General features: G+C 66.9%; 22 protein-coding genes. 6 read left to right on the top strand and 16 right to left on the bottom strand.

Annotation, left to right across the window (positions count from 1 at the left end):
- Nucleotides 1-88: 88 nt before the first annotated feature.
- The 5 genes from glmS to ACYP33_RS15640 form a co-directional block, all read right to left on the bottom strand.
- A complete protein-coding gene (gene glmS / locus ACYP33_RS15660) occupies nucleotides 89-1,906 on the bottom strand; it encodes a glutamine--fructose-6-phosphate transaminase (isomerizing) (protein ID WP_414450859.1) in 1,818 nt (605 codons plus the stop codon).
- A gap of 92 nt (nucleotides 1,907-1,998) precedes the next feature.
- Nucleotides 1,999-3,360 (bottom strand): bifunctional UDP-N-acetylglucosamine diphosphorylase/glucosamine-1-phosphate N-acetyltransferase GlmU, encoded by a 1,362-nt coding sequence (gene glmU / locus ACYP33_RS15655; protein ID WP_414450860.1) that lies wholly within the window; start codon nucleotides 3,358-3,360, stop codon nucleotides 1,999-2,001.
- Nucleotides 3,361-3,492: 132 nt separating this feature from the next.
- The gene (gene ttcA / locus ACYP33_RS15650) at nucleotides 3,493-4,470 is read right to left on the bottom strand and encodes a tRNA 2-thiocytidine(32) synthetase TtcA (RefSeq protein WP_414443268.1); all 978 of its coding nucleotides are present in this window, start codon (nucleotides 4,468-4,470) and stop codon (nucleotides 3,493-3,495) included.
- Nucleotides 4,467-4,871, bottom strand: coding sequence for a dihydroneopterin aldolase (locus ACYP33_RS15645; protein WP_414450861.1), 405 nt, complete (start codon nucleotides 4,869-4,871; stop codon nucleotides 4,467-4,469). Before ACYP33_RS15645 ends, ttcA begins: the two co-directional genes overlap by 4 nt.
- Before the next feature lie 60 nt (nucleotides 4,872-4,931).
- Nucleotides 4,932-5,714, bottom strand: a complete 783-nt coding sequence (locus tag ACYP33_RS15640; RefSeq protein ID WP_414450862.1) for an SDR family NAD(P)-dependent oxidoreductase — start codon at nucleotides 5,712-5,714, stop codon at nucleotides 4,932-4,934.
- A 13-nt stretch (nucleotides 5,715-5,727) separates the two neighbouring features.
- Here ACYP33_RS15640 and ACYP33_RS15635 point away from each other — a divergent pair, with 13 nt between their 5' ends.
- Together ACYP33_RS15635 and ACYP33_RS15630 are read left to right on the top strand one after the other, a co-directional pair.
- Nucleotides 5,728-6,918 carry a class I SAM-dependent methyltransferase gene (locus ACYP33_RS15635; protein WP_459622740.1) on the top strand — a complete coding sequence of 397 codons (1,191 nt, stop codon included), beginning with the start codon at nucleotides 5,728-5,730 and terminating at the stop codon, nucleotides 6,916-6,918.
- 8 nt (nucleotides 6,919-6,926) lie between these two features.
- Nucleotides 6,927-7,121: a DUF2905 domain-containing protein gene (locus ACYP33_RS15630; RefSeq protein ID WP_414450864.1), complete on the top strand. Its 195-nt coding sequence runs from the start codon at nucleotides 6,927-6,929 to the stop codon at nucleotides 7,119-7,121.
- A 42-nt stretch (nucleotides 7,122-7,163) separates the two neighbouring features.
- Here the strand turns inward: ACYP33_RS15630 and ACYP33_RS15625 are convergent, their stop codons facing one another.
- The 6 genes from ACYP33_RS15625 to ACYP33_RS15600 all read right to left on the bottom strand — a co-directional run bounded on the left by ACYP33_RS15625 (nucleotide 7,164) and on the right by ACYP33_RS15600 (nucleotide 14,328).
- The gene (locus ACYP33_RS15625) at nucleotides 7,164-7,385 is read right to left on the bottom strand and encodes a hypothetical protein (protein WP_459622739.1); all 222 of its coding nucleotides are present in this window, start codon (nucleotides 7,383-7,385) and stop codon (nucleotides 7,164-7,166) included.
- A 223-nt stretch (nucleotides 7,386-7,608) separates the two neighbouring features.
- Nucleotides 7,609-8,517, bottom strand: a complete 909-nt coding sequence (locus ACYP33_RS15620) for a carbohydrate kinase family protein (protein WP_459622738.1) — start codon at nucleotides 8,515-8,517, stop codon at nucleotides 7,609-7,611.
- Entirely contained in the window at nucleotides 8,514-9,794 is a 1,281-nt protein-coding gene (locus ACYP33_RS15615) for an AGE family epimerase/isomerase (protein WP_459622737.1), read from the bottom strand. Before ACYP33_RS15615 ends, ACYP33_RS15620 begins: the two co-directional genes overlap by 4 nt.
- Nucleotides 9,791-10,828, bottom strand: coding sequence for a LacI family DNA-binding transcriptional regulator (locus ACYP33_RS15610; protein ID WP_459622736.1), 1,038 nt, complete (start codon nucleotides 10,826-10,828; stop codon nucleotides 9,791-9,793). Before ACYP33_RS15610 ends, ACYP33_RS15615 begins: the two co-directional genes overlap by 4 nt.
- Before the next feature lie 405 nt (nucleotides 10,829-11,233).
- On the bottom strand, nucleotides 11,234-13,087 hold the full coding sequence (locus tag ACYP33_RS15605; RefSeq protein ID WP_459622735.1) for an EAL domain-containing protein: 1,854 nt from the start codon (nucleotides 13,085-13,087) through the stop codon (nucleotides 11,234-11,236).
- 239 nt (nucleotides 13,088-13,326) lie between these two features.
- Complete coding sequence (locus ACYP33_RS15600) at nucleotides 13,327-14,328, bottom strand: bile acid:sodium symporter family protein (protein ID WP_414450868.1); 1,002 nt, start codon at nucleotides 14,326-14,328, stop codon at nucleotides 13,327-13,329.
- 394 nt (nucleotides 14,329-14,722) lie between these two features.
- On the opposite strand from ACYP33_RS15600, the gene ACYP33_RS15595 reads away from it, so the two are divergent.
- The 3 genes from ACYP33_RS15595 to ACYP33_RS15585 all read left to right on the top strand — a co-directional run bounded on the left by ACYP33_RS15595 (nucleotide 14,723) and on the right by ACYP33_RS15585 (nucleotide 17,835).
- On the top strand, nucleotides 14,723-15,247 hold the full coding sequence (locus ACYP33_RS15595) for a peptide-binding protein (protein ID WP_459622734.1): 525 nt from the start codon (nucleotides 14,723-14,725) through the stop codon (nucleotides 15,245-15,247).
- 361 nt (nucleotides 15,248-15,608) lie between these two features.
- Nucleotides 15,609-16,685 carry a porin gene (locus ACYP33_RS15590; RefSeq protein WP_459622733.1) on the top strand — a complete coding sequence of 359 codons (1,077 nt, stop codon included), beginning with the start codon at nucleotides 15,609-15,611 and terminating at the stop codon, nucleotides 16,683-16,685.
- Between the two features lie 181 nt (nucleotides 16,686-16,866).
- Complete coding sequence (locus tag ACYP33_RS15585) at nucleotides 16,867-17,835, top strand: LysR family transcriptional regulator (RefSeq protein WP_414450871.1); 969 nt, start codon at nucleotides 16,867-16,869, stop codon at nucleotides 17,833-17,835.
- A gap of 100 nt (nucleotides 17,836-17,935) precedes the next feature.
- On the opposite strand, the gene ACYP33_RS15580 is transcribed toward ACYP33_RS15585, so the two are convergent.
- Nucleotides 17,936-18,895 (bottom strand): NAD(P)H-dependent flavin oxidoreductase, encoded by a 960-nt coding sequence (locus ACYP33_RS15580; RefSeq protein ID WP_414450872.1) that lies wholly within the window; start codon nucleotides 18,893-18,895, stop codon nucleotides 17,936-17,938.
- A gap of 290 nt (nucleotides 18,896-19,185) precedes the next feature.
- On the opposite strand from ACYP33_RS15580, the gene ACYP33_RS15575 reads away from it, so the two are divergent.
- On the top strand, nucleotides 19,186-20,082 hold the full coding sequence (locus ACYP33_RS15575) for an alpha/beta fold hydrolase (protein ID WP_459622732.1): 897 nt from the start codon (nucleotides 19,186-19,188) through the stop codon (nucleotides 20,080-20,082).
- Nucleotides 20,083-20,369: 287 nt separating this feature from the next.
- Here ACYP33_RS15575 and ACYP33_RS15570 read toward each other — a convergent pair whose 3' ends face one another.
- From ACYP33_RS15570 to ACYP33_RS15555, 4 genes are all read right to left on the bottom strand, one after another.
- Nucleotides 20,370-20,888, bottom strand: a complete 519-nt coding sequence (locus ACYP33_RS15570) for a DUF2778 domain-containing protein (RefSeq protein ID WP_459622752.1) — start codon at nucleotides 20,886-20,888, stop codon at nucleotides 20,370-20,372.
- A gap of 2 nt (nucleotides 20,889-20,890) precedes the next feature.
- On the bottom strand, nucleotides 20,891-21,376 hold the full coding sequence (gene tssD / locus ACYP33_RS15565) for a type VI secretion system tube protein TssD (RefSeq protein WP_459622731.1): 486 nt from the start codon (nucleotides 21,374-21,376) through the stop codon (nucleotides 20,891-20,893).
- A gap of 430 nt (nucleotides 21,377-21,806) precedes the next feature.
- Entirely contained in the window at nucleotides 21,807-21,956 is a 150-nt protein-coding gene (locus ACYP33_RS15560; protein ID WP_459622751.1) for a DUF1289 domain-containing protein, read from the bottom strand.
- Nucleotides 21,957-21,997: 41 nt separating this feature from the next.
- Nucleotides 21,998-22,504, bottom strand: a complete 507-nt coding sequence (locus ACYP33_RS15555) for a YbaK/EbsC family protein (protein WP_459622730.1) — start codon at nucleotides 22,502-22,504, stop codon at nucleotides 21,998-22,000.
- Nucleotides 22,505-22,516 lie beyond the last annotated feature (12 nt).

Raw genomic sequence — 22,516 nt, 5'->3', positions numbered from 1 at the left:
CGCTCGATGGATTCATTCCGCGACAGTTGATTCGGAATGTTCCATCGAAAACCGGTGATCGCCATCGATGGCGCTTTAATTAAAACGATTACTCCACCGTCACCGATTTCGCCAGATTCCGCGGCTTGTCCACATCCGTCCCACGCGCACAGGCCGTGTGATACGCCAGCAACTGCAACGGCACCACGTGCAGGATCGGCGACAGCGGCCCGTAATGCTCAGGCATCCGAATCACATGCAGCCCTTCGTCGTTGACGATATGCGTATCGGCATCGGCGAACACATACAGCTCGCCGCCGCGCGCGCGCACTTCCTGCATGTTCGACTTCAGCTTTTCCAGCAGCGTGTCGTTCGGCGCGACCGTCACCACCGGCATCGCTTCGGTCACGAGCGCCAGCGGCCCGTGCTTCAGTTCGCCGGCCGGGTAGGCCTCGGCGTGGATGTACGAGATTTCCTTGAGCTTCAGCGCGCCTTCGAGCGCGATCGGGTAATGCAGCCCGCGGCCGAGGAACAGCGCGTTTTCCTTGCGCGAGAACTCTTCGGACCACGCAATGATTTGCGGCTCCAGCGCCAGCACGCTGTTCAGCGCGGCCGGCAGGTGGCGCAACTGGCGGATGTAGTCGGCTTCGCGCGTCGCATCCACATGGCCGCGCAGTTTGCCGAGCGTCGCGGCCAGCAGGAACAGCGCCACCAGTTGCGTGGTGAACGCCTTGGTGGAAGCCACGCCGATTTCGGTGCCGGCGCGCGTCAGGAATTGCAGCTCGGTCAGGCGCACCATCGCGCTGGTCGCCACGTTGCACACGGCCAGCGTGTGCTTGTGGCCGAGCGATTGCGCATGCTTGAGCGCAGCCAGCGTGTCGGCGGTCTCGCCCGATTGCGAGATCACGACGATCAGTTGGCGCGGGTTCGGCACGGAATCGCGGTAGCGGTACTCGCTGGCGATCTCGACTTGCGTGGGGATCTTCGCGATCGATTCGAGCCAGTACTTGGCGGTCATGCCCGAATAGGAGCTGGTGCCGCAAGCGAGGATCAGCAGGCTGTCGATCTCGGCGAACGCGGCGGCTGCGCTGTCGCCGAACAGCGACGGGTCGAACGCTTCGATCGGCGGGATCGTGTCGGCGATCGCGCGCGGCTGCTCGAAGATTTCCTTCTGCATGAAGTGGCGATACGGGCCAAGCTCGACGGCGCCACCGTAGGCGCTGACCACGCGCACTTCGCGCTCGGCGCGCGCGCCGGCGCGGTCGACGATCTTCACGCCCGTGAGCGACAGTTCGCACACGTCGCCTTCTTCCAGGAACGTGTAGCGGTCGGTGCTGCCGGCCAGTGCGAGCGCGTCGGAGGCGAGGAAGTTCTCGCCGTCGCCGAAGCCCACCACCAGCGGTGAACCCTGGCGGGCGCCGACCACGGTGTGGGGCTGATCCTTGTGGATCACGGCGATCGCGTAGGCGCCGTGCAGTTGCGCGACGGTCTCGCGCACCGCGGCGAACAGGTCGCCGCGATACAGGCTGTGCACGAGATGGGCGATGACTTCGGTGTCGGTTTGCGAGACGAACTCGTAGCCCTTGGCGCGCAGCCCTTCGCGCAGCGTTTCGTAGTTCTCGATGATGCCGTTGTGCACGATGGCGACGGCATCCGACGAGAAGATCGGGTGCGCGTTGTGCGTGACGGGCGCGCCATGCGTGGCCCAGCGCGTATGCGAGATGCCGGTGAAGCCTTCGAAGCCGGCGTCGCGCACCTGGGCGTCGAGATCCGCCACGCGCGCGGTGCTGCGTGCGCGCTTGGGCGCGCCGTTCTCGAGCACGGCCACGCCACACGAATCGTAGCCACGGTATTCCAGCCGGCGCAGACCTTCGATCAGCACCGGAACGATATTACGTTGCGCAACTGCGCCGACAATGCCGCACATGACGATCGATCCTCCAAATGATGAAGGCGCAGTTCAGGTGCGCCTTCGAAACGTTCAAAACCGGGTAAGCAACAAGGCTGCGGGCGCCTGCCTCAGCCCTTCTTCTTGGTGGGGCGCACGTAGCCGGATTTCTCCGTCTGCTTCTTGTCGTTGAGCACCAGTTGGCCCTCGCCGACATCCTTCCAGACGGTGGTGCCGGCCGCGATCGTGACGCCGCGGCCCACGCGCACCGGCGCGACGAGCTGGGTGTCGGAGCCGACGAACACGTCGTCCTCGATCACGGTGCGGAACTTGTTCGCGCCGTCGTAGTTGCAGGTGATCGTGCCGGCGCCGATGTTCACGCGCGCGCCGATGTCGGCATCACCGATGTAGGTCAGGTGGTTGGCCTTCGAGCCGTGGCCGAGCACGGCGTTCTTGATCTCGACGAAGTTGCCCACGTGCGACTCGTCGGCCAGCGACGCGCCGGGCCGCAGCCGCGCGTAGGGGCCGACCACGGCCTGCGCGCCGATCTGCGCGCCTTCGATGTGGGAGAACGCGTCGATGCGGGTGCCCGCGCCGACGGTGGCGTTGCGGATCACGCAGTTCGCGCCGATCGACACGCCATCAGCCAGCACGACCTTGCCTTCGAACACGCAGTTCACGTCGATCGAGACATCGCGGCCACAGTCGAGCGTGCCGCGGATATCGATGCGCGCCGGATCGGCCAGCGTCACGCCGTCGACCAGCAGCGCCTCGGCGCGATTGCGTTGGTGGATGCGTTCGAGTTCGGCGAGCTGCGCCTTGCTGTTGACGCCGAGCGTTTCCCATTCCTCGTCGGGCTGGGTGGTGATCACCTCGAAGCCGGCTTCGATGGCCTGCTCGACCACGTCGGTCAGGTAGTACTCGCCCTGCGCGTTGTTGTTGCCGAGCGCGCCGAGCCACATCGCGAGCTGCGCGGTGGGCGTGACGATGATGCCGGTGTTGATTTCGGCGATCTTGAGCTGCTCGGGCGAGGCATCCTTCTGCTCGACGATGCGCGTGACGTTGCCGGACGCGTCGCGCACTATCCGGCCATAGCCGGTGGGATCGTCGAGCGTGACGGTCAGGATGCCGTAGCGGGAGTCGGTGGCGGCGTCGGTCAGGCGCTTGAGCGTGCTGGCGCGCGTGAGCGGCACGTCGCCGTACAGCACCAGCGTGGGCACGGCCGGATCGAGCAGCGGCAGGGCCTGCCGGACCGCGTGGCCGGTGCCGAGCTGTTGTTCCTGCAGGGCGAATTGCACGTCGGGCGCATCGACCGCGGCCTTGACCGCGTCGGCGCCATGGCCGACCACCACCACCAGGCGCGACGGCGCGAGCGTGCGGGCGGTATCGATGACGTGGGAGAGGAGTGGCTTGCCAGCCAGGGGATGGAGCACCTTCGGGAGCGCCGAGCGCATCCGCTTACCGGTGCCTGCCGCCAAAATCACGATATTCATGGCGCCCGCATGTGGAGTGTTCAGAATCGAGAATTCTAGCATGCAGGTTGCCGCCGAACGGCGGCCGAATGGCCCCGATTTTGCCGCGAAACGCCCGCTGGGCGGGCCTTTCGCGACAATCGTGAACCATCGTTACAGATCGTCGAACTGGACGATCGAGATCGCTTGGGCGCCCCCGGCCGGCGCGGCGGCATCGGTGCCGCACGGGTCTTCGTCGAACGCGATGTCGCCGTCCGGGTCGGCCTGGCCGCTCGCGCGCAAACCGGCGAACGGATACAGGCTGGTATCCATCAGGTGCGACGGCACCACCTTGGCGAGCGAGTTGAACATGTTCTCGACGCGGCCCGGGAAGCGCTTGTCCCAGTCGCGGATCAGCGCCTTCATCTCGGCGCGCTTCAGGTTCGGCTGGCTGCCGCACAGGTTGCACGGGATGATCGGGAATTCGCGCAGCTCGGCGTACTTCTCGAGATCGGTTTCCTTCACGTAGGCAAGGGGACGGATCACGATGTTCTTGCCGTCGTCCGATTGCAGCTTGGGCGGCATGCCCTTGAGCTTGCCGCCGTAGAACATGTTCAGCAGCAAGGTCTGGACGATGTCGTCGCGGTGATGGCCGAGCGCGATCTTGGTCGCGCCCAGTTCGCCCGCCACGCGATACAGGATGCCGCGCCGCAGCCGCGAGCACAGCGAGCAGGTGGTCTTGCCCTCGGGCACCAGCCGCTTGACGATGCTGTAGGTGTCCTGGTTCTCGATGTGGAACGGCACGCCGACCTGCCGCAGATACTCGGGCAGGATGTGCTCGGGGAAGCCGGGCTGCTTCTGGTCGAGATTGACGGCCACGATCTCGAAATCGATCGGCGCGCGCTCGCGCAGGCTCATCAGCACGTCGAGCATGGCGTAGCTGTCCTTGCCGCCCGACAGGCAGACCATCACCTTGTCGCCGTGCTCGATCATGTTGTAATCGCCGATCGCCTGCCCGACCTGGCGCACGATGCGCTTGTGCAGCTTGTTGTTCTCGTAGGCGGCTTTCTGTTCGCGGCGGGTCAGCACGGGGCGGCCGGCTTCGGCGGCCTCGACGGCGTCGTGTTGTTCGGGGGTATGGGGCGCATTCATGCTCGCTCCTCGTCCTTGATGCGGAAGACTTCGACGCCCACTGCGTCGCAATCGGGGTAGGCGTCCGGTTTTTCGGTGGAGACGCGCACCGCGCGCACGGCATCGTGCGCGAGCAGGCGGGCGGCGATCGAATCGACCAGCGTTTCCTGCAAATGGATATGGCCGTCGGCGATGCAATGCGCGACGGCCTGCTTCATCAGATCGTAGTCGATCACTTCGCGCAGCTTGTCCTGCACCGGCGTGGTGAGCGACAGCGGCACGAACACGTCGATGTTGATCACGACGCGCTGCTCGCCGCGCTTCTCGTGCTCGAACGCACCGATCCGCATGGAAACCTCATGGTTGCGCAGGTAAAGCCTGCGGCAGTCGGCGAGCCTGGGGTGCAGGAGGGCGGAAAACATGGTCGTTCCAGTCAAAGGGGCGTGCGAACACGCGAAATCGGGGCGCCGGGCGAGCGCCTGTCAGGGTTGTCGGCCGTCGGGCGGGGCGAGATGCTCGCCGCCGTCCACCGTGAGCGTGGCGCCCGTCACGCCGGCCGCGCCGGCCAGGTAGCAGGCTGCCTCGGCCAGCTCGTCGGCGTGCGGCGCGCGCCCGCGCACCAGCGCCGCGACCCGCACCTTCGGCGCCAGCGCCAGCGCCTGGGCGACCGTCGCGCGGTGCAGCGCGGCTTGCGCCAGCGCATGCGAGAGCCGTTGCGGCGCGGGATGAACCAGCGCGTCGTCGAGCAGATGGATCAGCGCCGCGCGCAGCGTTTCGTCATCGCGCGCGGCCTCGGGCGTTGCCTCGGCCAGCGCGCGGCCCAGCACCACCGGCGCCGCCACCTGCCGCGCGTACGCGGCCAGCAGCGCGCCGTAACCGGCGCTGGCGGCGTCGTCGGCCGGGGCCGCCGCCGGATCGGGCGTGGCCTGGCAGACGATGCAGCCGGGCCGGCCCAGCGCATCGATGCAGGCCGGCACGAGCGACGCGGCGCCGCGTTCGTCCGACAGATCGGCCAGCAGCACCGCCGCGCGACGCCCGAGCGCCTCGACTTCGGCGGCGAGCCGCGCGGCGGCCGGGCGGGCCGCCTCGGCCTCCACGGCCAGCGCAACGTCCCAGCCCCGGCGCGCGAAGCCCAGCGCGAGCGCGCGGCCGATCTCGCCGGGGCCGCCCGGATGGGCGGCGCCCGTGATCAGCGCGACCCGTGCGCCACGCGCTGCGGGCGCGGATTGTGCTGCGCCGGCGGAGGTTGCGGCGGAATCGGTCATTTACAATGCCGGGATGAACCCGAAAGCTCACGAACCCGCTAGTTTACCCGTTCCCGGCCCCGACGCGCTCGCGCAGTCGGAAACGCTCGCCGCGTCGTTGCGCGCGGAGATCGCGGCCATCGGCGGGTGGATGCCGTTTTCCCGCTTCATGGATCGCGCGCTCTACGCGCCCGGCCTCGGCTATTACAGCGGCGGCGCGCGCAAGTTCGGCCGGCGCGGCGACGACGGCAGCGATTTCGTGACCGCTCCCGAACTCTCGCCGCTGTTCGCGTACACGCTCGCGCGCCCGGTGGCCGAAGCGCTGGCGGCCAGCGGCACGCAGCGCATCATGGAGTTCGGCGCCGGCACCGGCAAGCTCGCGGCGGGGCTGATCGCCGCGCTCGACGAAATGGGCACGCCGCCCGAGCGCTACGAGATCGTCGAGCTGTCGGGCGAGCTGCGCGAGCGCCAGCGCGACACCGTCGAGGCGCTGCTGCCCGAGGCGCTGGCGGCGCGGGTGGTCTGGCTCGATGCGCTGCCCGAGGCGTTCGAGGGCGTGGTGGTCGGCAACGAGGTGCTCGACGCGATGCCGGTGCGGCTGGTGGTGCGCGGCGAGGCGGGCTGGCAGGAACGCGGCGTGGCGGTGAACGCCGAGCGCGCGTTCGTGTTCGAGGATCGCCCGCTGCGCGACGCGGCCGATATCGCGCTGCTCGACCCGCTCGATCTGCCGGCCGGCTACCTGAGCGAAACCCACGCGGCGGCGCGCGCCTTCACGCGCACCGTCTGCACCATGCTTCGGCGCGGCGCGGCGTTCTTCATCGACTACGGTTTTCCGCTGCGCGAGTATTACCACCCGCAGCGCGGCGAGGGCACGCTGATGTGCCATTACCGCCACCGTGCGCACGGCGATCCGTTCGTCTGGCCGGGCCTGCAGGACATCACCGCGCACGTCGAGTTTTCTGGTATCCACGAAGCCGGCGTCGCGGCCGGCGCGGAATTGCTCGGCTATACGTCGCAAGGGCGGTTCCTGCTCAACGCGGGCATCACCGATGTGCTGGCCGAACTCGATCCGTCCGACGCGGCGCGCTTCCTGCCCGCCGCCAACGCCGTGCAGAAGCTGATCTCCGAATCGGAGATGGGCGAGCTGTTCAAGGTGATCGCGTTCGGGCGCGGCATCGACGGCCTGGAAGCGTTCGCACGCGGCGAACGCTCGCACGCACTGTAGGGGGCGCGATGTTCCGTTGGCTGCTGGTGTCGTTCGTGGCGGTGATGCTGCTGTCGCGCTCCTGGCCGTGGCTGTCGAAGCTCGGCGTGGGCAAGCTGCCGGGCGACGTGACGTTGCGGATCGGCTCGCGCAGCTATCCGTTCCCGTTCATGTCCACGCTGGTGCTGATGATGATTCTCTCGGTGATCGCCAAGCTCTGGTGACGCGGCGGCGCGCCGCTCGGGCGCGCCGCGAGCTCCTTTCGATCAATGCGACAACTCGCCGACGATGCGCCGGACCAGTGCCTCCGCGTCGTCGAGCGCCTCGCGCTCGCTCGCGCGGACGGTGTCCGTTTCGTATTCGGTGTTGTCGGGCAAGTCGCCGTCCGAGCGCGACAGGATCACGTAGCCGCGAAAGCGGTCCCCTTCCGCCGCGCGGGTATAGGCGTTCGCCGTATAGCCGCGGGCCGTCATGCGGATGCCGTTCATGAAGGTCTCCCGGAGAGTGGGAGCGTTCATCCTAGCATCGCGCGCGCGGTGGTGCAGAAGGCGATGTCGGTGCGTTGTCGAGGCGGCCGCCGCAAACCGAATGCCTTGCCTGGCGGGCGATTCGAGCGGATCGACGGAAGCGGAAGCTGGCAGCCGGAACGGCTTGAAGCAGGGCCGGAACGCGCGGTTCTCGCGCTACGCTCCGGCCCCTGGCGCGGGTGACTCAGGGCGCCAGCAGCGCGACGACCTCGTCGAGCGTCGGCGCGTGCGCGCCGGTGTGACGGCAGGCGGCCGCGCCCGAGGCCAGCGCGAACGCCAGGTGCTCGGCCCAGCCGCGCTGCGGCGCGTTCATCAGGCTGACGATCAGGCCGCCGATCGACGCATCGCCCGCGCCCACCGTGTCGGCCACTTCGACGCGCGGCGGCTGCGCCTCGAACACCGCCTCGCCCGCGTACAGCGTGGCCGTTTGCGCGCCGCGCGTGACCAGCACGGTGGCGGCCGGGTTCAGCGCGCGCAGGGTCGCGATCGCCTCGGCCTCGTCGCCGTCGAACAGGTGCCGCAGATCCTCGTCGGACACCTTCACGAGATCGGCCAGCTTCACCATTTTCTCGAGCGTCGGGCGGTAGCCGGCCGTCATCAGGTTGCGGTAGTTCGGATCGAAGCTGATCTTCACCCCCTGCTCGCGCAGGCGCGCGGCCAGCGCGATCAGCGTGCCGGCGAGCGGCTCGCGCACGAGGCTGATGCAGCCGAAGTGCGCCCATTGCAGCGGCGCTTCCCAGCCGGCCGGCAGCGCGGCCGGATCGAACGCCAGGTCGGCGCTGTTCTCGCCGATGAAGAAGTACGACGGCGGTTGCGTCTCATGAACGATCGCCAGCAGCGGCGGGCGCTCGACGCGCTGCAGGAAGCGCAGGTCGAGGCCGGCCGCCTCGCTCTCGCGCCACAGCACGTCGGAGAAGCAATCGCGCCCGAGCGCGCCCACCGCCGCGCTCGGCACGCCGAGCCGCGCCACCGCGCGCGCCACGTTCCAGCCGGCGCCGCCGGGCACCGAGGTCCATTGGGCTGCGCCGTGCCGGACCATGTCGGTCAGGATGTCGCCGGCCGACACGAAATGGGGAAACGAGGCGCCGCTCATAGTGCGATCTCCTTGCGATGCGGGATGGCGGCGCCGTTCGCGCCGGGCAATGCGTTGAGCACCTCGTAGCAGGCGCCCATGGTGTGATAGTCGGTCTTGCCGGCCGGGCTTTTCTCGTCGCTGTACTTGCGGTTGTCGCAGGTCAGGATGCGATACCAGGCGCCGTAGCGGTGATCGACGAAATGCTGCCAGCTATAGCGCCAGATCTCGTCGTAGCAATCCCAGAAGCGCTCGCTGCCGGTGCGCTCGCCGAGCAGCGCGGCGGCGGCGAAGGTCTCGGCCTGCACCCAGAAATACTTGTCGTGATCGCACACCGTGTAGTCGGGGCCGAAGCCGTACACCAGGCCGCCGTGCTCGCTGTCCCAGGCGTGCGCGAACGCGGCGTCGAACAGCTCGATCGCGCGCGGCAGCAGCCAGTCGAGCGGACGGTGCCGTTCGAGGATCAGCAGCAGCTTGGCCCATTCGGTCTGGTGGCCGGGCTGGAAGCCCCACGGCCGGAAGATGTTGGTGCTGTCTTCCTTGTTGTAATCCCAGTCGATCGACCAATCGGCGTGGTAGTGCTCCCACACCAGGCCCTGCGACAGCGCGGCCTGGCGCTGCGTGATGTGGGTCGCCACCAGCTCGGCACGATCGAGGTAGCGCACCTCGCCGGTGGCCTCGTAGGCGGCCAGCAGCGCCTCGGTGGTGTGCATGTTGGCGTTCTGGCCGCGATAGCCGGACACCTGCCAGTCGGGCGTGGCGTCGTCCTTGTAGAGGCCGCCGGGTGCATCCCAGAAGTGCTGTTCCATCAGATCGAAGGTGTGCGCGACCAGCGCGCGGCCTTCGTCGACACCGGCCATCACCGCATGCGCGGCGGCCAGCAGCACGAACGCGAGGCCGTAGCAGTGGCGGGTGCCGTCGCGCACCGCGACCTTGCGGCCGTCGCGCCATTCGAGCTCCCAGTCGTAGCCTTCGTTGACCGGGTCCCAATGCGCGTCGCGCAGGAAGCGCAGGCCGTGGCGCACGTAATCCTGGTGTTGCCGGCCGCCGAACTGGCGGTACGCCATCGCGTAGTTGAAGACGAAGCGGCAACTGCTGACGAGGTGGCGCGTGGTGCGGTCGTAGATCGTGCCGTCGTCGCGGAAGAAATGGAAGAAGCCGCCCGTCTCGTCGTACACGGTCGGGGCGTAGAAGCGCAGCGTGTGCTCCACGTGGGAAAGCAGGAAACCGGCGTCGCGGAAATTCGCGACGTGCGGCGCCGGCGTGTCCGGCGCGAGCGGCAAGGCGGGTGTCGTCATGAGGCGATGGCGGGAATGTCGGGGGTGTCCGTGGTGAAGAGGCGCCGCGTCAGAGCCGCGACGGAACTGCTCGCGCGTTCGATCAGCCGCACGGGCAGGCGAATTTCGGTGTGCTCGGGCGCATCGGCCAGCAGCAGCTCGACGCCGCGGCGGCCCAGCGCTTCCTTGTCGACGGCCAGCGTCGTGAGCGGCGGCGCGGCGTGGGCGGCGCCGAGGATGTCGTCGAAGCCGACGAACGCGATGTCCTCGGGCACCCGCAGCCCGCGCGCGAGGCACACGCGCATCGCGGCCAGCGCGGCGGCGTCGTTGAACGCGAACACGGCGTCGGGGCGCGGCGCGCTGCCGTCGAGGATGCGCTCCATGGCGCGTGCGGCGCCGGTGTCGGGGTCGAGCCCGGCGTCGATGGTGACTTCGAGCGCGGGATCGAACAGCAGGCCGGCCTCGAAGAACGCGCGGCGGAAGCCGAGCGCGCGCTGCGCGATGCTGTGGTGCGCGAGCGAGCCGCCAATGAACGCGATCCGCTGGCGGCCGGTGTCGAACAGGTGGCGCATCGCCTGCGAGGCGCCGGCGGCGTTGTCGATGTTGACCGAGCGCAGGCCCGGCGCCCACATGTCGATCAGCACGAGCGGACGGCCGGTGGCGGCCAGCGCGTCGATCGTCTCGGGCTCCATGAAACCGGCCACGGCGATCGCGTCGGGCGCGTGCGGGCGCATCTGGCGCAGCACGTCGTCGGTCGGGCCGACGGTCAGCAGCGCGGGCACGATGCCGCGGTCGCGGCACGCTTCCTCCACGCCGTGCAGCACGTGCGAGAAGAACGGCGTCGCCGCGAAATTGTTGTGCTGGCGGTGCAGCAGGAACGTGAGCCGGCGGATGCGCGGCCGCAATTGCGCCGGATCGTAGCCGAGCTGCGCGGCCACCGCGACGATGCGCTCGCGCGTCGCCTCGGACAGGCCGGGCTGGTTTTTCAGTGCGCGCGAAACCGTGCCGATCGATACGTTCGCCGCTTGAGCCACATCGCGAATAGTGGTGCCCATGCTCGCCAGACCAAAGTGTTTAGGGTGCGAGCGATTGTATAGTAAAAATTTCGGCTGAAAATGTGCGGGGATGCCGGATAGAAGTCGGTGAATACCCGTAAATTAGGGGTTTATTCGGAGATAAGCGGCGTGCACGTGTTTATTGCGTTTGCTAAACATGCGCGAGGGAAGTGAACACGGAAAGGCGATCGAAATCCGCGCGGTGCGGAGCGGAAAGCGACGCGTCGGCCGGCGGTGCGGCGCAGGTGTCGAGCGGTTCGGCCGGCAAAGCGGCTGAGGCGTCGAGCGATTCAGCCGACGGAGCGGCTGAGGCGTCGAGCGATTCAGCCGACGGAGCGGCGCAGGCGTCGAGTCGTTCGCCGACAGTGTGGCTCAGGCGCCGAATAGTTCGGCCGGCAGTACGGCTCAGTCGTCGAGCGGTTCGGCTGGCGGCGGCCCGGACGGCACGGCCTTCGGCTGCTCGCCGTGCGCGCGCAGCCAGGCGCGGCCTTCGTCCACGTCGATCTCGTAGAGGTGCCCCGGATGATGCTTGGCGCGGCGCTTGGCCAGCGCGGCCACCGAGGCGATCTCGTCGCTGCGGTAGCGGCGCGTGCCGGGCACGCGCACGCAGCCGATCGCCATCGTCACGAAATCGAAGAACGCCGGATTGCCGCGCCGGTCCTCGCCGTGGATGCCGCCCGCGAGCCGGTCGGCATGGGCGTAGAAGCGCTGCGCGCCCTCGTCGAAGCGGTCGATCGCGCGTTGCGCGCGCGCCTGCCAGTCGTCGCTCTGGAACAGCACCAGGAAATCGTCGCCGCCCACGTGGCCGAGGAAGTCGCGGGTCGGGTCGCACACGTCCGCCAGCACGGCGGCGGCGAATTTCAGCACCTCGTCGCCCTGCCAGTAGCCGTATTGATCGTTGAACGGCTTGAACTGGTTCAGATCGACGTAGCAGGCGTGGAACGCCGCATCCTTGCCCACCAGCCGCGCGATGTGCGAGCTGATCGGGATGTTGCCGGGCAGGAACGTCAGCGGGTTCGCGTAGCGTGCCGCCTCGACGCGCACTTCGGTCACCGCGCGCACCAGGCTCTCGCCGGTGCCGAGGCCGGCGTAGCGGCCGTGGTCGGTGATGATGAAGCCTTCGGTCAGGTAGCGCTGGTCGTGGTTGGCCAGCAGCGTCGTCAGTTGCTCGACCGTGGTGGCGTTGTCGACGATCAGCGGCGTGTCGTTCGCCAACTGCAGGCACGGCCGCTTGCCGAACACCTCGCGGTGATACGGCAGCGCGTAGCGATCCATGAAGCCGCGGCGGTTGATCAGCGCGATCGGCCGCTCGTTCTCGACCACCGCCACCGCATGCAGATCGGGCCGGCGCTGGAACAGTTCGAGCACCTGGTTGTTGGTCGCGTGGCTCGGCAGCGCGGGTGCGATCACGCGCATCTTGTCGGTGACGGTCGCATCCGGCCGCGTGCCGGCGGTGGTGCGCGCCACGCCCGGGAACACCGCGATGTGCGAGGCGTGCAGCGCGTCGCGGGCGGCCTCGGCGGTGTGCTCGGCCGGTACGTAGGCCGGGCGGCCGAGGAAGAAGCCCTGGCCGTAATCGATGCCGAGATCGCGCACCACGATCAGGTCCGCCGCGCATTCGATGCCTTCGGCGATCAGCAGCCCGCCGGTGGCCGCCGAAAAATGCTGCATCGCCTTGACCGCCTCGAACTTGCGCGGGTCGCTGGCGATGCCGTCGATGAAGAAGCGGTCGATCTTGACGATGTCGGGCCGCAGCCGCACCCAGGCGCTCATGCTGGCGTTGGCGGTGCCGTAATCGTCCAGCGCGAACGACACGCCCGAGCCGCGCAATTCGGCGAGCGCCGCCGGCAGGCCGGGCAGGTCGCTGGCCGGATGCTGCTCGGTCAGTTCGATGACGATGCGGTTGGCCGGCATGGCCGACAGCACGCGCTCGCGATGCCGTGCGAGCTGCACGATCGCATGCGCGCTGAAATTGACGAACAACTGGCCGTCCCGGCCGGTGGCGGCGAAGCCGTTCACGCAGGCGGTGGCCGCGGCCAGTTCGAGTTCGAGCGAGCAGCCCTCGCGCGCGGCCTGCGCGAACAGCGCGGCCGGCATTTCGAGCGGCGAGCCGGCCGGCCCGCGCACCAGCCCTTCGTAGCCGATGATGGCGCCGCCGGAAATCGCGACGATCGGCTGGAATTGCGCACTCAGCGCGCTGGCGGCAAGCAGGTCGGCGACGCGCGCCGGTTCGGCGACAACGGAGAGGGGCGGAGGCATGAGGGGGACGGGCAGACGAGGGCAGGCGGGCGTCGAGACACACAATTTAACAATCGCCACCGGCCCCGGAGCAGTGAATTTTTTATGACGGCTCCGGCGTGCCGGCCCGTTCGCGTCGGGTACGAGGCCGGGCCTTCGCACCGGCTCGCGCAAAGGCCCGATGCACCCATAGTCATTTTATTTTTAGTTATTAAATGACTATGGGTAATAGAAGGCGTGTGGCAAATTTCGGGGTGCGATCAATGCCGGCCGGCGTGGCCCGCGTCGTCGAGGCTGGTGTCGCGCGCGCCCCAGCGTTGCGCGAGCGCCGCGCACACCATCAACTGGATCTGGTGGAACAGCATGAGCGGCAGCACGATCGCGCCGACCGCATGTGCGGCGAAGATCACCTTCGCCATCGGGATGCCCGACGCGAGGCTCTTCTTCGAGCCGCAGAAGATGATCGTGATGCAGTCGGCGCGATTGAAGCCGAGCCGCTTGCTGACCAGCGCCGTGATGCCCAGGGCGATCGCGAGCAGCGCCACGCACACCAGCAGCAGGCCGCCGAGCGCCGCCGCCGGGATCTGGTGCCAGAGGCCTTCGTTGACGGCCTCGCTGAACGCCACGTACACCACCAGCAGGATCGAGCCCTGATCGACGAACTTCAGCACGCCGCGGTTGCGCTCGATCCAGTTGCCGATCACCGGGCGCAGCAACTGGCCCGCCACGAACGGCACCAGCAACTGCATGACGATGCTGCCCACCGTGCTCCAGGCCGAATGGCCCGCGCCCGACTGGGTGGTCAGCATCGCGCCGACCAGCGCCGGCGTGATGAAGATGCCGAGCAGGCTCGACGCCGACGCCGAGCACACGGCGGCCGACACGTTGCCCTTGGCGATCGACGTGAACGCGATCGACGACTGCACCGTGGACGGCAGCGTGCAGAGGAACAGCACGCCCGCGTACAGCGCCGGCGTGACGAGCGGCGAGAGCAGCGGGCGCAGCGCGAGGCCCAGCAGCGGGAACAGCGCGAAGGTACTCAGCATCACGACGATATGAAGCCGCCAGTGGGTTGCGCCGGCCACGATCGCCTCGCGCGACAGCTTCGCGCCGTGCAGGAAGAACAGCAGGCCGATGGCGATGTTGGTCGCCCAGTTGGCGGCGTGCGCGACCTGGCCGCGACACGGCAGCAGGCTGGCGAAGACGACGGTGCCGACCAGGGCCAGCGTGAAATTGTCGGGAAGAAAACGGGGACGGGCCATCGGCATCTCAAGAACGGAAACGGAGGAGCGGGTGCGAGGCGCGCCGCCGTGGTCTGTCGGCCGACGCGCTCCGGCGCGTATTGTCCCGGTTGCCTATTCAATAGGCAAATTCATTTCGAGAATTGATTGATGAAAGACAATCATAAGAAATCGCATTCCACCATCCCTTTTTTACGCAAAAACCTTTCAGGAAAACCCTATCGTGGCGGCCTTGAAGATCCTTGAAAAACTTACGAAAAATCTCGAAAAAGGCCGGGGTAACACGGTGTTACATCGGTGCCGCCGGCCTAACATTTTTCGGCTCGACACAAAAACGGCATGCCCATAAATTACTGCTGAAAGCTCATGTCCTAAATAGGGAACCAGCAATACGCGGTCAGTGAGCGCACAAGGGATGACGAACGTGGATCGGGCAAAACGGAATATCGGGCGATGGATGGCGGGCGCGGCAGCAGCGCTGTGCGCCTCGCTTGCGTTCGCCCATCCGCACGGTGGCCCGGGCGGTGGCGGCGGTGCGCATCGCGAGTTCGCGCACGGCGGGGCGGGTGCTCCGTACGCACAGCCGCGCATGGGCGTGAGCAGCGGCGGGCCCCGCTGGGGGCTGCGGCCGGTGACGGCGCCGTCGTACGGCCAGCGCGACGGGCACGAATACGGGCACGGTCAGGCGCACGTCTACGGCCGCGAGTCGGGCCAGCAGGGGCGGTATGCGCCCGTCAATCCGTATCGCCCGATCAGCGCCAACGCCGAATCGATGCAGCGCCCCGGTTCCAACTACGCGCCGATGCGCAGCGGGTCGATCCGCGCCGACGTCGCGCGCTACAACGAGGAGCGCGGCGGCCGTCCGGCGCCGCAACCGCGCGAGCAGGAAGGCGGCGGCGCGCGCAACACGTTCTTCTCGTCGTTCTACCGCAACAATTGATGCGGCCGGCCGGGCTCTCCGGCCGTGTCGCGCTGTCTGTTTTCTCTCCCCCCAGTTCCTTCCTGATAACGCCCTTGTCGGCGGGCTTTTGCACGCCTGCTGACGCGTAGGCGCCACCGTCGCGCCGTCTTTCGTTCGCGGCGCTTCGCGCGCTTCGCTGCTTGCGTCATCTTTCGCACCTCGTCGGTGGGCCGGCACCTGCACCCGCGCCCGCGGCAATCGCGACCCCGCTATACCGAACATAAGTCCGCCCATTTTTGACCGGCTTATCGGTCCATGAAGATGGCCGTGCTTCACCGTGCGCATGCAGCCCAAACAACGATACGCGCACCGGTTCCCAACGAATTGATTCGGAGATCTCATGAAGTCTTTCGCTCGCCGGACTGCGTCCGGTGCTGTCGCTTGCGCCGCGTTCGCGGCCTGCTTTTCGGTTGCCGCGCCCGCACGGGCACAATCGAGCGTGCAACTGTATGGGCAGGTCGACGCGTGGGTCGGCGCGCAGAAATTCCCCGGTAACGAACGCGCATGGGGCGTGCAGGGCGGCGGCATGTCGACTTCGTACTGGGGCCTGCGCGGCACCGAGGATCTGGGCGGCGGCTACCGGGCACTGTTCACGTTCGAGGATTTTTTTCGCCCGCAAAACGGCAAGTACGGCCGCTTCGACGGCGATACGTTCTTCGGCCGCAATTCCTACGTCGGCCTCGAAACGCCGTACGGCACCGTGCGCGCCGGGCGCTTGACCACGCAGTTGTTCATCTCGACGATCCTGTTCAACCCGCTGATCGATTCGTACGAGTTCTCGCCGATCGTCTATCACGTGTTCCTCGGCCTGGGCACGTTCCCCACCTACACGACCGATCAGGGCGTGGTGGGCGATTCGGGCTGGAACAACGCGGTGTCGTACACGTCGCCCGATTTCAACGGCTTCAGCGCGAGCGCGATGTACGCGCTCGGCAACCAGGCGGGCAGCAACGGCGCGAAGAAATGGAGTGGCCAGATGCAGTATTACCGCGGCGCGTTCGCCGCGACGGCCGTGTATCAGTACGTCAACTTCAACAACAGCCCGACCGACCTCGGCTCGCTGGTGGCCGGCATGAAGAGCCAGAGCGTCACGCAGCTCGGCGTCAGCTACGACCTCAGGTTCGTGAAGCTGTACGGGCAGTACATGTATACGAAGAACGACATGCAGACCGGAAGCTGGCACGTGAACACCGCGCAGGGCGGTGTGTCGGTGCCGGTCGGCGCGGGCAGTGCGCTGGCGTCGTACGCGTATTCGCGCGACGCGGGCGGCCTCGACCAGACGCATCAGACCTGGGCGCTCGCCTACGACTATCCGCTGTCGAAGCGCACCGATCTCTACGCGGCCTACATGTACGATCACCTGTCGAATCAATCGACCGGCTACACGTTCGGCGGCGGCATGCGCGTGCGCTTCTGAACGCCGATGCGTGTACGGCACGCAACACCCGCTCGGCATTTTTTGCCGTTGCCGAGCAGTTCTGTAGCGAAACTGGGGAATTACGCGGCGTTTTGCGTTTGTTGACCTTTTGCCTTGCCAGCCTTTGCTACAGTCGCTTCCAATTGAGCCTATTGAAGTCAACTGGATCGCGAGCTTTGGTATGGATACCCTCGTCAGCATGAATGTGTTTCGCTACGTCGTCGAAGTGGGCAGCTTCGTCGGCGCGGCGGAGCGGATGCAAATGTCCGCTGCGATGGCGAGCAAGCACGTGATGCATCTTGAGCAGCAGCTCGGCTCGCGGCTGCTGCATCGAACCACCCGTCGCGTCGCGCCCACCGAAGCCGGGCGCGAGTACTACGAGCGCCTCGTGCAAGCGCTGACCGAACTCGACGAGGCCGGCCAGGCGGTCGGCGCGGCGAGCATCGTGCCGCAGGGCCGCTTGCGCGTGACCACGCTGTCGGCGTTCGGCCTGCGCCATGTGATGCAGGCCGTGACCGGCTACGCGGCGCGCTACGCCGATGTGACCGTCGAGATCACGCTGTCGGATCGCGTCGTCGAACTGATCGACGAAGGCTACGACGTGGCCGTACGTGCCGCGCCGTTCGGCTTGAAGTCGTCGTCGCTGGTCGCGCGCCAGATCGCCACCGCGCACATCCTGCTGGTGGCCTCGCCGGCCTATCTGGAAGAACACGGCACGCCGGCCACGCTGGCCGATCTCGAACACCACAACTATCTGCGTCGCGACAGCGGCCCGACCTCGATCGATTCGCTCGCGTTCGAATCGGCCGCGGCCTCGCGCGTGACGCTGTCGGGCAACCTGATCATCAATCACCTCGAAGCGCTGCGCGTGGCGGTGCTCGACGGCAGCGGCATCGCGATGCTCGGCACCGAGGTGATCGGCGACGACATCGAAGCCGGCCGCCTCGTGCCGCTGCTGCTCGACGTGATGCCGCCGCGCGAGCTGCCGATCTACGCGGTGTACGCGAGCCGCCGGCATGTGTCGGCGAAGGTGCGTTCGTTCGTCGATTTCCTGGCCGACCGGTTCTCGGGGCAGTCGCTGTGCCCGACCGTCGATGCCTATCTGGCGGAGGCCGCCGCGCCGCGTTTGAAGCGCGTCGCGGTGAGTTGAAACGCGCGCGGTTGTTCCGCACGCAGTGGTGAATGAAAAAACCGGCCTCGCAGCCGGTTTTTTTTATCGCATCGCGCGAGCCGAAGCGCCGAGCGCCGGTTCAGATGCGAATCCCGAGCCGCGCCTTTGCGTCGTCGTATTCACGCGCGAGCCGCGCGACCAGGTCGCCGACGCTCGGTACGTCGTCCATCAGGCCGACGCCCTGGCCCGCGCCCCAGATGTCCTTCCAGGCCTTCGCCTTGTCGCTGCCGAAATTCATCTTCGACTTGTCGGCTTCGGGCAGCGCGTCCGGGTCCAGCCCGGCGTTGACGATGCTTTCGCGGATGTAGTTGCCGTGCACGCCGGTGAACAGGTTGGTGTAGACGATGTCGGCCGATTTCGCGTCGACGATCGCGCGCTTGTAGCCTTCCACCGCGTGCGCTTCCTGCGTGGCGATGAAGCGCGTGCCCATGTAGGCGAGGTCGGCGCCCATCGCCTGAGCGGCCAGGATCGCGCCGCCGTTGGCGATCGAACCCGACAGCACGATCGGGCCGTCGAAGCGCTTGCGCACCTCGCCCACCAGCGCGAACGGCGAGGTGGTGCCCGCATGGCCGCCCGCGCCGGCCGCCACCAGGATCAGGCCGTCCACGCCCGCTTCGAGCGCTTTCTCGGCGTGGCGCAGGTTGATCACGTCGTGCAGCACGATGCCGCCGTAGCTGTGCACCGCCTGCACGATCTCGGGCGACGGCGCGCGCAGGCTCGTGATGAAGATCGGCACCTTGTGATCGACGCAGACGCGCACGTCGTGTTCGAGCCGCACGTTCGACTGATGGACGATCTGGTTGACCGCGATCGGGCCGATCACCGCTTCCGGATGCGCCTCGCGATGCGCGGCCAGGCCGTCCTCGATCTGCGTGAGCCATGCGTCGAGCAATTCGGCCGGGCGCGCGTTGAGCGCCGGGAACGAACCGACGATGCCGGCCTTGCACTGCGCGAGCACCAGTTCGGGATAACTGACGATGAACATCGGCGAGGCGATGACGGGCAGCGACAGGCGCTGGAGGACGGCGGGCAGGGCCATGGTGGGAGTCTCCTGGATCGTCTTGCGCCTGCGTGTTTCGCGGGCGGCTGCATGAGTGTAGCGAGGCGGCGCGGCGCGTGTCGGGCACGGTGTGCAGGACGATGCACGCACCCGTGCGCGCCGGTCGTCGCATATTAATACGAACGGTCGTGCGATTGTAGAGCGATGCATCGAACGTTCGTATCGAATGAGTGTTCGGGTTCTACGGTTTGCGTGGGCTGCCGCCTGTTCGCGCCGCACCCGGCTCCTACAATGGCGGCTACAACAATCCGATCGTCGAGGTGATCGCCATGCCGTTTGACGAGTTTGCATCGTTCAATGTGACGGTGGGTGACGTCGACATTTTCGGCGTCAAGGGCGGCTCCGGGCCGCCCTTGCTGTTGCTGCACGGCCATCCGCAGACCCACATGATCTGGCATCGCGTCGCGGCCGTGCTGGCGCGCCGCTTCACCGTGATCGCCACGGATTTGCGCGGTTACGGCGCGTCGTCCAAGCCGAAGGGCGACGCCGCGCACCTCACGTATTCGAAGCGCGCGATGGCGGCCGACCAGGTCGCCGTGATGCGCCACTTCGGCTACGAGCGCTTCTGCGTGTGCGCGCACGATCGCGGCGCGCGCGTCGCGCACCGCATGGCGCTCGATCATCCCGAGGTGGTTGAGCGCGCGATGCTGCTCGATATCGCGCCGACGCTCGCCATGTACGAAAAGACCGATCGTGCGTTCGCCACCGCCTATTTCCACTGGTTCTTCCTGATCCAGCCGCCGCCGCTGCCCGAGACGCTGATCGAGGGCAACCCCGACGCGTACGTCGAGCGCGTGATGGGCAGCCGTTCGGCCGGCCTCGCGCCGTTCGCGCCGGCCGCGCTCGATGCCTACCGGCAGGCGCTGAAACAGCCGGGCGCGGTGCATGCGATGTGCGAGGACTACCGCGCGTCGGCCACCATCGATCTCGACCACGACCGCGCCGATCTCGAACGCGGCACGCGCGTGGCCTGCCCGTTGCGCGTGCTGTGGGGCGCCGAGGGCACGGTGGCGCGCTGCTTCGATCCGCTCGAGGAATGGCGCGCCGTGGCGCGCGACGTGAGCGGCCGCGCGCTCGAATGCGGGCATTACATTCCGGAGGAAGCGCCGGGGGTGTTGCTGGAGGAGATTCTGGCGTTCTTCGAGGCGGGGGAGGGCGGCGGTTGACGCTGCCGGGATCGATGGCATTTCAGTGGTTGCTGATCTCCGAGTTTTTCCACGGGCAGCGACGGCGTCTCCATATCGATCGTATCAATAGATATTCGACTATTGTCATGATCACGCCGGCCATGAGTGCCAGGACGGAATCAAATAGCTCGATATCCCGAAATCCAAGTGATTCGGCAATGAAAAACGAATAGCTGTCGTGCCACGGCGGATAAAAAAGCAGAGCGCCGTAAATGTACCTGACGGATATGAAAAACAGGCCGCACAGCAACGTTGCCTGGAGAAACCTACGGACAAGAACGGCCATTGGCGATCACCTCTATCCAACCGTAAGCGTTTATCCCGGAGTTGCCGGCAGGTAGCGTGCTGGTGTGCAGAAGTGCTTGCCGTATTCGCGAGAAATCGGCGTAACTTGGCAAGGTGACGCATCCGAGCGATGCACCTCGCCCCCCTGCCGGATGCAGCCGGAATTGCCCGCGCCTTACCCCATCCACCCATGTCCAATCGTCGATGAGGCCGTCGTCTCGATAAAGCGCGAACCACTCGTCGCGATGCGATGGTTTTCCAATCAGAGCGTTGGTCGTATCTTTAAGCCACGCTTCGGTGCGTGAGCGAATGCCTCCGGTCGGACGATCGACGATCCAATACTTTCCAGCAGGAATAGGGCCATTGTTGAGGACGGCTGTGCAGCCGCCACGGTTGCGGTAAATGCTGTTGCCCGAGAAAGCCATGAACGTCCCCACGCCAAACAGGGTAAGCGGCTCAAGCGGCGCCTTGCCGACAACGAATTTGCCTTGTAGCGCCATGATCAGGACCAATCGCTCCAGCTATCCGTGAACTTGATGTTGCCGTCGGTATCGTGCCAAGTGATACGGTCATACAGCAAAGACACCGATTCGACGTGGTTGAGTCGGAACATGTCGTCGAGTTTGGTGTTTGCCATTCCTGGATTGATGCCGGTGACCTTCACGCCCTCCATGAGCATGATGAAGTACACCTCTTCCTGGCCTGCATCGTTGATCCGGTACCACTTGAGCTCGGCGGATTGCAGTGTCTGGCCTCTGGAGACGGCTTTGTACAGGTAAGGACTGGATGCGTCGAATTCCTTTTCGATATGCATCGGGGCATGAGTGCGACAACCCGTGATATCGCCGGTCTTGTTGTCCACTGGAAGGTTGATTCCGTGACCGAATCCAATGACTTCGATGCTTCCTTCGCGATCCTGAACCGTGACCGAGCCGGCGATTTTCGCGCCGCCATCATCCTTTAGCCACATGTATGCCGGGATTGCCATGTTTTATTGGTCGAGGTTGATTGGGGTTGGCTAAATTACCCCAAATCCAAACGATGACGTTTGAAAGAAACCGCTTGGGTGATTCAACTCAAACAGCGTGCAGGCATGTCCCCGCCGCCGACGCGGTTCGCTTCCCGGCAAATGCGTTTGCGCCGCACATGATCCCCGAAGCGCGAGCAAGTTTTCCGTGCACCGTTTCGCTCATCGGCGCCAATGATGCGAGGCGCGGTATGCCCGCAGCGATCTAGCGGAAACGGGCGCGCAGCACAGTGCGGCGCGTGGATTTCGATCTGTAGGGAAACTCCCGATGCCGACGCAAAATCGGTGCTCGTATGATGGGCTCATCGTTGATCACGTCAACGGGATTCGACTCTGAGCGCCGTTCAACAATTCTTGGTTGAACGGCTTTTTTTTGTTCGGCGCGCGCGGCTCACCGCTCATCGAACCACCGCCCCTCCACCCGCCTCAACACCTCCCGCTTCCCGTCCGCATCCAGATCCCGCCAGGCCGCGATTTCGTCTAGCGTGCGCCGGCAGCCGGTGCACCAGTTCGCTTTCGCATCGACCTGGCACACGCCCACGCAGGGGGACGCCACCCCGGCCACCTCGGCGCCGTCGCGGCTCACGCCGGCTCGCGCAGCGCCACGTCCACCACCGGCGCGCCGGTCAGGTCGGCCAGCTCCTGCGGCGACAGCGTGAACACCGCGTGCGGATGCCCGGCCGCGGCCCACAGCGCATTGTAGGCGAACAGGTCCGCGTCGATCAGCATCACCGGCTTGACCAGATGGCCGATCGGGCAGACGCCGCCGATCGCATAGCCGGTGTTCTCGCGCACGAACTTCGCATCGGCGCGGCCGATCTCGCCGACGCGCTCGGCCACCTTCTTCTCGTCCACGCGGTTCGCGCCGCTCGCCACCACCAGCACCGGCGCGCCGTCGGACTTGCGCCGGAACAGGATCGATTTGGCGATCTGCGCGACGTCGCAGCCGAGCCCGGCCGCGGCTTCGGCCGAGGTGCGGCCGGTTTCGTCGAGCACCACCACGCCCTTCGCGTGGCCGCGCTCGATCAACAGTTGCGCGACGCGGCGCGCGGATTCGGGAAGCTGGTCGGCTGGGGTCGGAGTCGGCATGAGTCGGTCGTT

It is taken from the genome of Burkholderia sp. 3C (genome assembly GCF_054589155.1).
This window is presented reverse-complemented; position numbering and strand designations above follow the sequence as displayed.

Bases quoted from the DNA above. Each gene is read 5' to 3' on its own strand.
- glmS (WP_414450859.1), bottom strand. From the start codon at position 1,906: ATGTGCGGCATTGTCGGCGCAGTTGCGCAACGTAATATCGTTCCGGTG.
- glmU (WP_414450860.1), bottom strand. From the start codon at position 3,360: ATGAATATCGTGATTTTGGCGGCAGGCACCGGTAAGCGGATGCGCTCG.
- ttcA (WP_414443268.1), bottom strand. From the start codon at position 4,470: ATGAATGCGCCCCATACCCCCGAACAACACGACGCCGTCGAGGCCGCC.
- ACYP33_RS15645 (WP_414450861.1), bottom strand. From the start codon at position 4,871: ATGTTTTCCGCCCTCCTGCACCCCAGGCTCGCCGACTGCCGCAGGCTT.
- ACYP33_RS15640 (WP_414450862.1), bottom strand. From the start codon at position 5,714: ATGACCGATTCCGCCGCAACCTCCGCCGGCGCAGCACAATCCGCGCCC.
- ACYP33_RS15635 (WP_459622740.1), top strand. From the start codon at position 5,728: ATGAACCCGAAAGCTCACGAACCCGCTAGTTTACCCGTTCCCGGCCCC.
- ACYP33_RS15630 (WP_414450864.1), top strand. From the start codon at position 6,927: ATGTTCCGTTGGCTGCTGGTGTCGTTCGTGGCGGTGATGCTGCTGTCG.
- ACYP33_RS15625 (WP_459622739.1), bottom strand. From the start codon at position 7,385: ATGAACGGCATCCGCATGACGGCCCGCGGCTATACGGCGAACGCCTAT.
- ACYP33_RS15620 (WP_459622738.1), bottom strand. From the start codon at position 8,517: ATGAGCGGCGCCTCGTTTCCCCATTTCGTGTCGGCCGGCGACATCCTG.
- ACYP33_RS15615 (WP_459622737.1), bottom strand. From the start codon at position 9,794: ATGACGACACCCGCCTTGCCGCTCGCGCCGGACACGCCGGCGCCGCAC.
- ACYP33_RS15610 (WP_459622736.1), bottom strand. From the start codon at position 10,828: ATGGGCACCACTATTCGCGATGTGGCTCAAGCGGCGAACGTATCGATC.
- ACYP33_RS15605 (WP_459622735.1), bottom strand. From the start codon at position 13,087: ATGCCTCCGCCCCTCTCCGTTGTCGCCGAACCGGCGCGCGTCGCCGAC.
- ACYP33_RS15600 (WP_414450868.1), bottom strand. From the start codon at position 14,328: ATGGCCCGTCCCCGTTTTCTTCCCGACAATTTCACGCTGGCCCTGGTC.
- ACYP33_RS15595 (WP_459622734.1), top strand. From the start codon at position 14,723: ATGACGAACGTGGATCGGGCAAAACGGAATATCGGGCGATGGATGGCG.
- ACYP33_RS15590 (WP_459622733.1), top strand. From the start codon at position 15,609: ATGAAGTCTTTCGCTCGCCGGACTGCGTCCGGTGCTGTCGCTTGCGCC.
- ACYP33_RS15585 (WP_414450871.1), top strand. From the start codon at position 16,867: ATGGATACCCTCGTCAGCATGAATGTGTTTCGCTACGTCGTCGAAGTG.
- ACYP33_RS15580 (WP_414450872.1), bottom strand. From the start codon at position 18,895: ATGGCCCTGCCCGCCGTCCTCCAGCGCCTGTCGCTGCCCGTCATCGCC.
- ACYP33_RS15575 (WP_459622732.1), top strand. From the start codon at position 19,186: ATGCCGTTTGACGAGTTTGCATCGTTCAATGTGACGGTGGGTGACGTC.
- ACYP33_RS15570 (WP_459622752.1), bottom strand. From the start codon at position 20,888: ATGGCGCTACAAGGCAAATTCGTTGTCGGCAAGGCGCCGCTTGAGCCG.
- tssD (WP_459622731.1), bottom strand. From the start codon at position 21,376: ATGGCAATCCCGGCATACATGTGGCTAAAGGATGATGGCGGCGCGAAA.
- ACYP33_RS15555 (WP_459622730.1), bottom strand. From the start codon at position 22,504: ATGCCGACTCCGACCCCAGCCGACCAGCTTCCCGAATCCGCGCGCCGC.